Origin of the sequence: Allomuricauda sp. MMSF_3307, assembly GCF_030733585.1 — a bacterium.
GTDB lineage: Bacteria > Bacteroidota > Bacteroidia > Flavobacteriales > Flavobacteriaceae > Flagellimonas.
Genome location: NZ_JASHIQ010000003.1, coordinates 169,776 through 182,607, shown reverse-complemented (window position 1 = coordinate 182,607; position 12,832 = coordinate 169,776). Strand labels below are relative to the sequence as shown.

At 45.6% G+C, this 12,832-nt stretch carries 9 protein-coding genes; 1 reads left to right on the top strand and 8 read right to left on the bottom strand.

Features of this window, described 5'->3' with window-relative positions; translation table 11 throughout:
* Position 1: 1 nt before the first annotated feature.
* From ruvA to ruvB, 6 genes are all read right to left on the bottom strand, one after another.
* Complete coding sequence (gene ruvA, locus RBB12_RS09170) at positions 2–583, bottom strand: Holliday junction branch migration protein RuvA (RefSeq protein WP_293284255.1); 582 nt, start codon at positions 581–583, stop codon at positions 2–4.
* A 21-nt stretch (positions 584–604) separates the two neighbouring features.
* Complete coding sequence (locus tag RBB12_RS09165; protein ID WP_306013816.1) at positions 605–2,902, bottom strand: NADP-dependent malic enzyme; 2,298 nt, start codon at positions 2,900–2,902, stop codon at positions 605–607.
* Between the two features lie 125 nt (positions 2,903–3,027).
* On the bottom strand, positions 3,028–4,353 hold the full coding sequence (locus tag RBB12_RS09160; protein WP_409557902.1) for an MFS transporter: 1,326 nt from the start codon (positions 4,351–4,353) through the stop codon (positions 3,028–3,030).
* Between the two features lie 126 nt (positions 4,354–4,479).
* Complete coding sequence (gene queG, locus RBB12_RS09155) at positions 4,480–5,400, bottom strand: tRNA epoxyqueuosine(34) reductase QueG (protein WP_306013692.1); 921 nt, start codon at positions 5,398–5,400, stop codon at positions 4,480–4,482.
* A gap of 41 nt (positions 5,401–5,441) precedes the next feature.
* Positions 5,442–6,512, bottom strand: coding sequence for a c-type cytochrome (locus RBB12_RS09150; RefSeq protein WP_306013693.1), 1,071 nt, complete (start codon positions 6,510–6,512; stop codon positions 5,442–5,444).
* Between the two features lie 140 nt (positions 6,513–6,652).
* Positions 6,653–7,675 (bottom strand): Holliday junction branch migration DNA helicase RuvB, encoded by a 1,023-nt coding sequence (ruvB, locus tag RBB12_RS09145; RefSeq protein WP_179383683.1) that lies wholly within the window; start codon positions 7,673–7,675, stop codon positions 6,653–6,655.
* A gap of 124 nt (positions 7,676–7,799) precedes the next feature.
* On the opposite strand from ruvB, the gene RBB12_RS09140 reads away from it, so the two are divergent.
* Complete coding sequence (locus RBB12_RS09140) at positions 7,800–10,058, top strand: acyl-CoA dehydrogenase (protein ID WP_306013694.1); 2,259 nt, start codon at positions 7,800–7,802, stop codon at positions 10,056–10,058.
* On the opposite strand, the gene RBB12_RS09135 is transcribed toward RBB12_RS09140, so the two are convergent.
* Together RBB12_RS09135 and RBB12_RS09130 are read right to left on the bottom strand one after the other, a co-directional pair.
* Complete coding sequence (locus tag RBB12_RS09135) at positions 10,055–10,879, bottom strand: GIN domain-containing protein (protein WP_306013695.1); 825 nt, start codon at positions 10,877–10,879, stop codon at positions 10,055–10,057. The two genes, RBB12_RS09140 and RBB12_RS09135, sit on opposite strands and share 4 nt — an antisense overlap.
* 122 nt (positions 10,880–11,001) lie before the next feature.
* Positions 11,002–12,822, bottom strand: a complete 1,821-nt coding sequence (locus RBB12_RS09130; RefSeq protein WP_179383680.1) for a cbb3-type cytochrome c oxidase subunit I — start codon at positions 12,820–12,822, stop codon at positions 11,002–11,004.
* Positions 12,823–12,832 lie beyond the last annotated feature (10 nt).

Sequence of the window (12,832 nt, the reverse complement as noted above, 5' to 3'; positions counted from 1 at the left end):
GTTACAAATTTTTCAGCGCCAGTTTAATAATGTTCTCTACGCTTAGCGAGGCATCTTGGGAAACTACCTTGTCGACCACCTTTTCGGATTGCTTTCTGGTAAAACCTAGAACCTCTAATGCAGATAACGCTTCTTCTTTATTTGTATTGTTTGATTGTTGTGAAACTTCGCCCATGTCGTACACCTTCAAAATCTTGTCCTTAAGGTCTAAGATGACACGCTGGGCCGTTTTGGCTCCAATCCCTTTTATGGACTGGATTGTGGGCACATCGCCATTGGCTATGGCATCCCTTACTTCGGATGGGGACAGGGAAGACAACATGGTACGTGCCGTACTTGCTCCGACACCTGAAACGGAGATCAATAAACGGAACACATCGCGCTCTGCCCTTTCGGCAAAACCGAACAAGGTATGCGAGTCTTCCTTTACCAGTAAATCGGTATAGATAAATATGCTTTCCTCATCCTTGAGCAGGGAGAAGGTATGCAACGAAATATGCAAAAAATACCCCACTCCATTGCATTCCACAATGGCATATGTTGGATTCTTCTCTACGAGCTTCCCTCTTAAGTGGGTAATCATGGGCGGTTTATTTGGTTATGGTTATTCTCCTTGCATTTTTGCTTTCCTTCTTTTTTCTCGTTCTTGGGCATCTATTACCGCAACTGCAGCCATGTTCACCATTTCGTCCACACTGGCACCCAATTGCAAAATATGCGCTGCACGGGTCAAACCCACCATAATCGGACCAATGGAATCGGCATTGTTGAGGCCTTTCAACAACTTGTAGGTGATGTTGGCAGACTCCAAGTTGGGAAATACCAAGGTATTGACCTTTTTGCCGGATATTTTGGAGAACGGAAAGTTCTTGCTGCTCATCTCCGGATCAAGGGCGAAATCGGTCTGGATTTCACCATCGACCACTAAATCTGGATTTCGCTCATGCAGGATTCTAACGGCTTCTTTCACCTTTTGCGCGTTGGGATGGCTCGATGAGCCAAAATTGGCGTAGGAAAGCAGGGCCATTACGGGATTAAAGCCAAAGGTCTGGGCCACATTGGCCGTCATCTGGGCAATCTCGGCCAACTCCTCTGCATTCGGGTCTATGTTGATGGAGGTGTCTGCCAAAAACAGGGGTCCCCTATCGGTAATCATAATATTTACCGTACTGGCATTTTTTACATTCTTGGCCCTCCCCAGCACTTCAAAAACGGGTCGCAGCACCTTGGGATATGATCGGGAATAACCGGAAATCATACCGTCAGCATCACCTTCCTTGAGCATCATGGCGCCAAAATAGTTGCGCTTACCCATGTTCACCCTAGCGCTGTATTTGGTCTCCCCCTTTCGTTTACGGAGCTCCCACAATTTTAACGCGTACTTAGTGCGCATTTCACTGAATTCGTCGGAACGTGGGTCAATGATCGGAACTTCGGCATCAAACTCCAATTCGTCCTTGAGTTTTTCAATGGTAGGCTTGTGCCCCAATAGAATCGGGGTCGCAATACCCTCGTCGTGCACGATCTGTGCGGCCTTCATCACATCCAAGAGCTCTGCTTCGGCAAAAACTATACGTTTCGGATTGACTTTGGCCCTGTTGTGGAGCAGTCGGACCACCTTATTGTCGTTGCCCGATCTTTGGTACAATTCTTCTTCGTATCGGTCCCAATCCTGAATGGGAAGTCGGGCCACCCCGCTTTCCATGGCAGCCCTTGCCACCGCAGGAGGCACGTGGGTAATCAACCTTGGGTCAAAGGGCTTTGGAATGATATAGTCTCTCCCAAAAGTCAATCGGGTGGTGTCATACGCAATATTCACCTGTTCCGGCACCGGTTCTCGGGTCAAATCGGCCAAGGCACGTACCGCTGCCATCTTCATTTCTTCGTTGATTTTGGTCGCCCGCACGTCGAGTGCTCCCCTAAAAATGAAGGGGAAGCCCAAAACATTATTTACTTGGTTGGGATGATCGGAGCGCCCTGTGGCCATAATGATATCCTCTCGGGTATCCATCGCCAAGTTGTATTCGATTTCCGGGTTCGGGTTGGCCATGGCAAAAACGATTGGGTTCTCCGCCATGGAGTTCAGCATTTCTGGAGTGACAATATCTGCAATGGAAAGCCCGATGAACACATCCGAATCCTTCATGGCCTCCTCCAAGGTGTCTATTTTTCGGTCTGTGGCAAATTCTTCTTTTTCCGAGGAAAGATTTTCCCTATCCTTTCGAATGACGCCCTTGCTGTCCAACATCACAATATTTTCCGCTCGAGCTCCGAAGGATTTGTACAAACGGGTACACGAAACAGCTGCTGCTCCTGCACCGCTCACCACAATCTTGACGTCCTCCATTTTTTTATCGGCTATTTCCAATGCATTCAGCAAGGCTGCCGCCGAAATAATTGCGGTTCCATGTTGGTCATCGTGCATTACGGGAATATCCAACTCCTCCTTCAAACGGCGTTCGATTTCAAAAGCCTCCGGTGCCTTGATGTCCTCTAGGTTGATTCCACCAAAGGTGGGGGCAATGGTCTTTACAGTTTGAATAAATTGCTCCACATCGGTGGTGTCCAACTCGATGTCGATACCATCAATATCCGCGAAAATCTTGAAAAGCAAACTTTTCCCCTCCATCACTGGCTTAGATGCTTCTGGACCTATGTTGCCAAGTCCCAAAACCGCAGTTCCGTTGGAGATGACCGCTACAATGTTTCCTTTGGCGGTATACTTGTAAACATCGTCCTTGTTCTTCTCAATTTCCAAACAAGGCTCCGCCACTCCTGGAGAATAGGCCAGTGCCAAATCCCGCTGGGTGGAATAGGGCTTGGTGGGTACAATCTTTATTTTTCCGGGTTGTGGCTTTGCGTGGTACAGTAATGCTTCGCGTCTTTGCTTTTCCTTGCTCATATATTCAAAAAATGAATAGGTAAAGTTAGGGTATTCCATGGTTTTAAAGGAACATCCCCAATATCAATTTTAGTCTGGCCCTAAAAATTTATGAAATTGGTTCCAAGTCAAACCAATCCATCGAATCAAGCATCCAACGGATACTCTTCCTTCGCCTTTTTCACGTTGAGGCGCATGGCAAGAACCGAGGCAATCACAAAACAGGTTCCTGCGAACAACATGGCGTTCACCGAATTGGCTCCCAACAAGTTTTTAAAAATAGGCCCAAAAGAGAGGGTCTGTATCCCCATAGGTATTACGATCATCATATTTAAGATGCCCATATAAACGCCCCTTCGTTCTTGTGGAACAATTTTGGAGACCATACTGTACGGTATGCCCATCATGGCCGCCCAACCGATTCCGAAGAGCACCATGGGGAACAGTACATATACCGGATCTTGGATGTAGGGTATGGCAAAAAGAGCGATTGCAGTTCCAAACAAACTAAGTGCGTAAATTTTCTTGCCCCCAAAACGCATCGTCAATGGCACCAACACCAATGCGACCACCGCGGTGACCACGTTATAGGTGGTACTCATTTTGGCGGCCTGTGCTGCTGCTTCCGAGGTATCATATCCCAAGGAAACCCTGAACAAGGGAGTAATAAACTGCCAGTAGACAAATAACGCGTACCATTGGAACAGGTACACAGCAGAGAGCTTCCACATAAACTTGGGCATATCCTTCACTGCATGGGCTATTTCCACAAAAGGCACCTTAAATCTTTCTGCAAATGGCAGGGCCTTATGCTTGTTGATATCTGCCAACTCCTCATTGGTAGGGGGTATTTCCGGTGTTTTTGCGACCGACCATAAAATGGTGGCTATGGAAAGGAAGGAACCAATAAAGAATGAGTAGTACAGCCATTTGGGCACCGCACCTTCCACTTCTTGACCGCCTCCAAACCAATCTTGGAACAAAAAGATGGACGCATTGGCCAATAGAATACCAGCACCCACAAAAAGGCTCTGCATTTGATATCCGATACTGAACTGTGATTCCGGCAATTTATCACCGACAAAAGCTCGATAGGGTTCCATGGCCATATTGTTCCCCACATCCAAAATCCATAATAATCCTACGGCGAACCACAGGGCCGGACTCAATGGAAACAAGAACAGACATAAACTGCCCATAATCGCACCTATAAGGAAAAACGGTTTCCGTCTTCCCCATTTTGGCGACCAAGTTTTATCCGAGATAGCACCAATAATGGGCTGTACAATCAAACCCGTTACTGGACCGGCTATATTTAAAATGGGCAACAATTCCTCTTTGGCACCCAAAAAAAGAAAGATAGGGTTGATGGCACTTTGCTGTAATCCGAAACTGTACTGGATTCCAAGGAACCCAACATTCATATTGAAAATTTGCCAAAAACTGAGTTTGGGCTTCTTGATTTTGATCATACTATCCCTTTAGTTGGTCTGCAATATCACCTTTGAAAAAATGTGAATCCTTCAAAAATATTGCTCAATATAGCATTTTTTATCTTTCAGAAAGCCTAGTTTTTGAATTTGATTGGGCGTAAAATGTTATTCTTTGAGAAAGTCGATGTTTCGCCGAAGCCCAGAAAGCTTCGTTCGCTTTACTGCAGATTTCTGGAACACCTTTTTAAAAACATCTTCCGTAATTTCCTCCCAATCCTTTTTGGTGAAGGACAACAATTCGGGATTGGGGTCAAACAAAGGTTCACGGTGCGATTGGGAAAAACGGTTCCAAGGGCACACATCCTGGCACACATCGCAACCGAACATCCAGTCGTCCAATTTGCCCTCAAATTCGGAAGGAATTTCATTTTTGAGCTCAATGGTCAGGTAGGAGATACACTTGCTGCCATCCACCACATACGGCTGCACAATGGCTTCGGTAGGGCAAGCATCGATACAGGCCGTGCAGGTTCCGCAATGGTCGGTAACGGGAGCATCGTATTCCAATTCCAGATCTACGATGAGTTCGGCCACAAAATAAAAGGAGCCTACCTGCTGGGTAAGGAGATTACTGTTTTTCCCGATCCACCCCAGGCCGCTTTTTGCCGCCCATGCCTTGTCCAAAACCGGGGCCGAATCCACAAAGGCCCTTCCGTGCACCTCTCCTATTTCTTCTTGAATGAAATGAAGAAGGCTTTTCAATTTATCCTTTATCACATAGTGATAATCCATTCCGTAGGCATACTTGGAAATCTTATAGGAATCCGGATTTTGCTGTTCAGATGGAAAGTAGTTCAGCAAAAGGGAAATCACGGATTTGGAACCTTCGACCAATTTGGTGGGGTCCAATCGTTTATCAAAATGGTTTTCCATATACTGCATTTCGCCATGCATGTTTTGGTTGAGCCATTTTTCCAAACGGGGGGCTTCCTCCTCCAAAAATCCTGCTTTGGAAATACCGCACGACAAAAATCCGAGACGCTTGGCCTCAGCTTTGATGAGTTGGGTATGTTTTTGGATACTCACACCACGAAGATAGGAATAGTTTTACGCTGCCCGAACCAAAATTATTTGGTTTTGACAATGTTATATTCCTCCTTGTAAAAGTCCATGATGGGTTGGAACGGCCCTAACTGATGTTGTTCTTCACTAAAGCTATCGGTATAGGGACCATAGGGAGTAGAAACAGGTTTTTTGGTCAAATCAGGAAAATCCACTTCCCGATTGGGTTTTGTTGGCCGCAATTTTTGATTGATATATCCGGCAACATCATATGCCTCTTCATCAGTAAGTACAGGATTGTCAAAAGTGGTTCCGTAGGGCATATTGCTTTTGATGAATTGTGCCGCAGTGATCACTCTCGTCATTCCCGCCCCGTTGTTGTACGAATCATTGCCCCATAAAGGAGGATAAAGATAACTGCCATCCTCCTGGGTCTGTCCTTGCCCGTCCAGACCGTGACATTCCACACAATGGTATTGAAAAACAGTTTCACCATGGTCCAAGTCCACCGCCCTATTGGGTATTTCGATGGCTAAAAATCCTTGCCCCTTTATGTTTCCATCGATTGGAACCGCCCTGCCTAACCATTCCAGATAGGCCAATAATGATGTCATTTTATCACTATCCTCGGGCATTACCCTTCCGTTCATGCTACGTTCCAAACATCCATTGATGCGTTCTTCGATGGTTCCCATAGTGTTTTCGCGCCCTCGATATTGTGGAAATCTTTTTACCACTCCTATCAAGGGTGCGGCGTAGGGTTTTGTACCTCCATTTAAGTGGCAACTTGCACATGCCAGATTGTTCCCAGCAAATCTTTGGGTGGAATCTAGCTGCTTGGGGCCAATATGGGACGAGGTATTCCTGAATATTTCAAAGCCTTCCTTGATTTTTTGATTTTTGTCGGAATTGGAAAGATTGTAAACATTATAGTCCAAGTAATAGACATCGTCGGGATGTTTTACATATCTATTGCTTTCAAGTATTCCCCCGAATCCAAGGAGCACGATCGAAAATCCCAATCCTAGCATTAAAAACATACCAATGCCAAGTTGCCAACACAACTTCTTTATTTGCTTGGTAGTGCTCTTGAATGCACCTGAATGCATCGGGTCCGGATGTGAGGCGTTTCGCATGGTTTGTTCCAAATCATGTTGGCAGGCATGCAGACTAAGGTTTGGGAACTGTACGACTTTTGGAGAATGCCAATGCACCGCTCCGTAAAACCGAACAAGCTAGAAAATTACGAAAAGATTTAAAAAAGTTAAGCGATAAGTCAAAACAATCCGCCTTGGGTTCCACCTTTCATCTTACCCAAGTGTTTGTAGGCAAGCTCGGTGACCTCCCTGCCCCTTGGCGTACGCATGATAAACCCTTGTTGAATCAAAAAAGGTTCGTACACCTCTTCCAAGGTCTCGGCACTTTCGGATACTGCTGTGGCCAATGTGGTGATTCCTACGGGGCCGCCTTTGAATTTATCAATGATGGTGGTAAGTATCTTGTTGTCCATTTCATCCAGACCATGGGCATCCACGTTGAGCGCTTTGAGACCAAACTGCGATATTTCGAGGTCAATATTGCCGTTCCCTTTAATTTGTGCAAAGTCGCGCACCCTTCGCAAAAGGGCGTTACATATTCTGGGGGTTCCCCGGCTACGGCCTGCAATTTCAATGGCCGCATCGGTGGTGATGGGCACTTTTAATATTTCAGCACTGCGCTCCACGATGGTAGACAACAGTTCGGTATTGTAATATTCCAAACGGCTCTGAATCCCAAAACGGGCACGCATCGGTGCGGTAAGCAAGCCCGAACGGGTCGTCGCCCCGATCAAGGTAAAAGGACTGAGGTTGATTTGCACAGAACGAGCATTTGGGCCCGTTTCGATCATGATATCAATCTTATAATCCTCCATGGCCGAGTACAGGTACTCCTCCACAATGGGACTTAATCTGTGGATTTCATCAATAAAAAGCACATCACGCTCATCCAGATTGGTCAACAATCCAGCCAAATCCCCTGGTTTATCCAGTACCGGACCCGAGGTCACTTTGATGTTTACGCCCAGCTCGTTGGCCAAAATATGGGCCAAGGTCGTTTTTCCCAACCCTGGGGGACCATGAAATAGGGTATGGTCCAAAGCCTCTCCTCTTAAGTTGGCCGCTTGCACAAAAACCTTTAGGTTTTCCAATACCTGTGCCTGTCCCGTAAAATCATCAAAACTGACGGGACGCAATGCTCTTTCAATATCGAGCTCTTCTGGCGAAAAGTTTTCTGCGGATGGATCTAGATTCTCGTTCATGCTTCAACAAATATAATTGAAAACAAAGCGACCCGAAACGATCCTGATAAAAATACACTGGCAGTGGGTTCTTTTGTTTCTATGGCTTATCTTAGAAAAAGCACAAATCTATCAAACTACAACTATGTTGACTACTACCTATTCCAAAGGAATTCTGCAATACATCCCATTTTTTTATGTCATTTGGTCGGACGACCTGCTTTCGGCTTCAGAAGTATCCGTGGTCCAGAATGCCATTGAGCGCGATGCTTCCATTAGCGCTAAGGAAAAGCAACAGTTGAAAAAGTGGTTGATCAAAGATAAGCCACCGAAGGACAATGAAATTAAGCATTGGAAGCTTACCATTGACCATTCGGAAGTAAAACTTATTGAAAGTGACACCTACCCGCTGACTTCACTATGCCAACGTTTGGTGGGCACAAAGGACATCAACGAGCAACTAAAGCACATTGAGGTTCATTTAGGGATACAACCCAACCATTACAACCATCTTTTTGATGTGGAGGTGGTGCACGAAAAAACTTCTGATGAGTACAAGCCCGATATGTTGGATGGTATTTTAAAAGGGACCCATGCGGATGTTGTGGATGAATTTAGGCGTTTTTTGGACCAACCTGATTTTACGTGGCAAATCATAAGGGATAAGGACGACTTCAGAAAAAGGGTGTTGCACCAAGTCCAGTTATTGGGCGAAGCTGGCTACGGGGCCATGGCCTACCGCAATGCCTACGGCGGAACAGGTAACATGCCAGCCTATGCCGCCATTTTTGAGCACTTGATGTTTGTGGATGGGAGTTTGGCCGTTAAGTTCGGTGTGCAATTTGGGTTGTTTGGCGGAAGTATCCAGAAACTGGGAACTAAGAAGCACCACGACCACTATTTGACGGATGCGGGCAGCACCAAACTTTTGGGGTGCTTCGCCATGACAGAAACCGGTCACGGTTCCAATGTAAGGGGCATTAAAACTACGGCCACCTACGAAAAAGAATCGGATAGCATCATCATACAAACCCCGGGCAAAAATGATAACAAGGAATATATCGGCAACGCACTGCATTCCAAAATAGCCACGGTTTTTGCCCAATTGATCGTCAATGGAAAAAATGAAGGTGTCCATGCCATCTTGGTGCCGCTACGAAATGAAAAACACGAGTTGCTTGAAGGTGTGACCATTGAGGACAACGGCTACAAACTGGGCTTGAACGGGGTGGACAATGGGAAAATATGGTTCAACAATGTGAAGGTCCCAAGGAAAAACCTGCTGGACAAGTACGGGGAGATACAGGAAGATGGTTCCTACTTTTCATCCATCAAGAACCCGAACAAACGATTTTTTACCATGTTGGGCACTTTGGTCGGCGGACGCATCTGTGTGGCTCGCGGTGCCCTAGGAGGTAGCAAAATGGCGCTTGCCATTGCCGTAAAACATGCATTGAACCGCAGACAGTTCAACGATAATGTCAAAGTGCAGGAAGATTTGATCATGGATTATCCCACCCATCAGATCAGACTCACGCCTGCCATTGCTGCTGCCTATGTGTACCACTTTACCTTGGATGAAATGATGGAGCGCTACAGTGATGAGTCGCAACCCGACAAACGGGTCATCGAGACACAAGTGGCAGGATTAAAGTCCATTATCACTTGGTTTGCCAATGAAACCATTCAGGAATGTCGCGAAGCCTGCGGAGGAAAAGGCTACCTTTTGGAAAATCGGATTGCGGACTTAAAAGGGGATGTGGATATCTTCACCACTTTTGAAGGGGACAACACCGTATTGCTTCAGTTGGCTGCCAAAGGCATATTATCCGATTTTCGTGCTGAATTCAACAGTGCAGGATTTGCTTCGGTACTTAAACTGTTACAGACCCAGCTTTCGGATAAGTTAACGGCCATCAACCCGCTCTATTCCAATAAAGTGGATGCCGAGCATCTGTACAATCCCAAGTTCCATAAGCATGCGTTCGACTACCGTACCCGAAGATTGACCTATACCTTGGCCATGCGCATACGCAATTACATTAAAAAGGGGATTCCATCCTATCAAGCATTTTTAAAGGTACAGACCCATTTATTGGCGCTGGGCAAGGCGTACAGTGTGGAGTTGGCCTATAGTATCTACTGTGAACGGTATCAAAATGTGACGGACGTTAAGTATCGCGGACTATTGGAGAAACTCGGATGCCTGTATGCTTTGGATCAAATCAATTCGGATGCACGATGGTATCTGGAACAAGGTTATATTGGCAGTACAAAATCCAAGGCGATACGCCAACGTGTGGAGCGATTATCAACAGAATTGAGGCCTCACATCGAAGTTTTGGTAGATGGTTTTGGGATTCCAAGTCATTGCCTTACCGCGCCCATTGCCCAACAGGGTTAGTCTTCCTTTTTAATCAATTGGGACCTTCCCAAAAACTCTTCAATAGTGATTTTTGGCGTTCCATATAAGTAAATACCGGAATCCCCGGATGACTTGATACTGATATCGCCAAAGGCGTACACCCTGGCGTCGGCGTTTCCTGCAATCTCTAAACGACATGAACTGATTTGCATCGTTTCGCCCTTGTACTTGGCATAATCCATAGCATTGATCTGTATCTTATCCGAAGTACCTTCCATGGCCAGAGAAGCGTTCCCTTCCAAATCCACCATTCCTGAATTGATCTGTGCATACACGTAGGCCTGTGCTCTTTTGTTCAAATTGATGTTCAAAGAATCGACCTCGGTGTGAAAATCACCACTGCTCGTGTCTTCCAAATTGATATCCATCACGGCAGCATTGGCCTTAATATCCATTTTGGCATTGTTAAAGCCATCCACAAACAGCTCATTGGATTCAATGACATCCTTGGAGACCATACTTCCATTTTTTACGGTGATGGCTTTCAGCTCGGTATAATCTATCGTTATTTCCAGTTGCTTCTTGGCTGTGATGTTGTAATAAGAACTAATGACAAGCGTACCGTCCTGTACTTCAAATTTGAGGACGTCGATAAGGTTATCATCCGCAATAAGATGAAAACCGGCACCCAAGGATTTTTTCAAATTGATTTCAAGGTCGTCGTTCAGTACTATGGCATCAAAAGGCGGCAGTTCCTCACTGACCTGCGTGACAATGCGGCTGCCCTTGATTTTGGGTTTACGCTGGGCCTGCATCCAAAGTGGAGATGCTATCAACAATAGAATAAGCAACTTTTTCATGATAGATTGTTTCATTTATGGGGGAAATGAATTTAAAGATATACAATTCACCTCAAAGAATGTCATCATAAAAAAGCCCGTCCAATATGGAACGGGCCTTTTAAAATCTATTAGTCTATATCTTAATGGTTGAGTTCTTCCTCATTTGCCTGCAGCGGTACGTTCTGCGGTACAAAATCCTGCCCTGCAATGATGTACTCCCCATTTTCGTAAGTTTTACTGTAATCGTATGCCCAACGGTACACGTGAGGAATTTCTCCTGGCCAGTTTCCGTGGATGTGCTCCTGAGGTGTTGTCCACTCCAACGTATTGGAACTCCAAGGGTTGACCGGTCCGCGCTTTCCGTAGAAAATACTGGAGATAAAGTTGTATACAAATACCAACTGTGCCAAACCTGCTATAATCGCAAATACGGTCATCAATACCTGTACGTTGGTCAATTCATCGAACATTGGGAAGGCAGTGTTCTCATAGTAACGACGTGGCACCCCTGCCATACCCACAAAGTGCATCGGGAAGAATACCCCGTAGGCACATACTGCGGTAATCCAGAAGTGTACATAACCCAAGTTCTTGTTCATCATTCGGCCTTGGAACATTTTGGGGAACCAGTGGTATACCCCGGCAAAAAGTCCATAAAGTGCCGATATACCCATTACCAAGTGGAAGTGAGCCACTACGAAGTAGGTGTCGTGCACGTTGATGTCCAATGTACTATCCCCAAGGATAATCCCTGTAAGACCTCCTGTAATGAAGGTAGAAACCAAACCAATGGAAAACAACATCGCTGGGTTCAGCTGCAGGTTACCTTTCCAAAGGGTAGTGATATAGTTAAATGCTTTTACGGCTGATGGTATCGCGATCAATAGGGTGGTAAATGTAAATACCGAGCCCAAGAATGGGTTCATACCGGATACGAACATGTGGTGGCCCCATACGATAGTGGACAAGAAAGCAATTGCGAGAATCGATGCTACCATCGCCCTATATCCAAAAATCGGTTTTCTTGCGTTTGTTGACATTACCTCCGAGGTAATACCCAAGGCAGGCAACAATACAATATATACCTCTGGGTGACCCAAGAACCAGAACAAGTGCTCGTAAAGCACTGGCGAACCACCTTGATAGTGCAATACCTCTCCTTGGATAAAGATATCCGACAAGAAGAAGGAGGTTCCAAAACTTCTATCCATGATCAACAGCAACGCTGCAGACAACAATACTGGGAAGGAAATCACACCAATGATCGCAGTCACGAAAAATGCCCAAATTGTCAACGGCAAACGAGTCATTGACATTCCTTTGGTCCTAAGGTTGATTACCGTTACGATATAGTTCAAGGATCCCAATAAAGAGGATGCAATAAAGATGGCCATGGATACCAACCAAAGAGTCATACCCATACCTGAACCTGGTTGCGCCATTGGCAATGCACTCAATGGAGGATAAATAGTCCATCCAGCGGCAGCAGGTCCTGCTTCCACGAACAGGCTGCAAATCATAATCACAGAAGAAATGAAAAACAACCAGTACGATACCATGTTCAAGAATCCGGATGCCATATCCCTGGCTCCAATCTGCAATGGAATCAATAGGTTACTAAATGTACCGCTCAAACCGGCCGTTAGCACAAAGAATACCATGAGCGTTCCATGGATGGTAACCAATGCCAAATAAATATCAGCATCCATGACGCCATCAGGTGCCCATTTGCCCAAAACTGCTTCAAAAATGGCGAAGGATTCCCCTGGCCATGCCAATTGCATTCGAAACAATAGGGACATTGCAATTCCGATGAACCCCATAATAAGACCCGTGATAAGATATTGCTTGGCAATCATCTTATGGTCCTGACTGAAAATATATTTCGTTATGAAGGTTTCCTTATGGTGATGTCCGTGATCATCGTGATGATCATGGTGACTTTCATGAGCTTCAGACATAATCCAATTA

What these genes read in the sequence shown, in the direction of transcription:
- ruvA (WP_293284255.1), bottom strand. Translation starts at nt 583, where the DNA reads ATGATTACCCACTTAAGAGGGAAGCTCGTAGAGAAGAATCCAACATAT.
- RBB12_RS09165 (WP_306013816.1), bottom strand. Translation starts at nt 2,902, where the DNA reads ATGAGCAAGGAAAAGCAAAGACGCGAAGCATTACTGTACCACGCAAAG.
- RBB12_RS09160 (WP_409557902.1), bottom strand. Translation starts at nt 4,353, where the DNA reads ATGATCAAAATCAAGAAGCCCAAACTCAGTTTTTGGCAAATTTTCAAT.
- RBB12_RS09150 (WP_306013693.1), bottom strand. Translation starts at nt 6,512, where the DNA reads ATGCGAAACGCCTCACATCCGGACCCGATGCATTCAGGTGCATTCAAG.
- ruvB (WP_179383683.1), bottom strand. Translation starts at nt 7,675, where the DNA reads ATGAACGAGAATCTAGATCCATCCGCAGAAAACTTTTCGCCAGAAGAG.
- RBB12_RS09140 (WP_306013694.1), top strand. Translation starts at nt 7,800, where the DNA reads ATGTTGACTACTACCTATTCCAAAGGAATTCTGCAATACATCCCATTT.
- RBB12_RS09135 (WP_306013695.1), bottom strand. Translation starts at nt 10,879, where the DNA reads ATGAAAAAGTTGCTTATTCTATTGTTGATAGCATCTCCACTTTGGATG.
- RBB12_RS09130 (WP_179383680.1), bottom strand. Translation starts at nt 12,822, where the DNA reads ATGTCTGAAGCTCATGAAAGTCACCATGATCATCACGATGATCACGGA.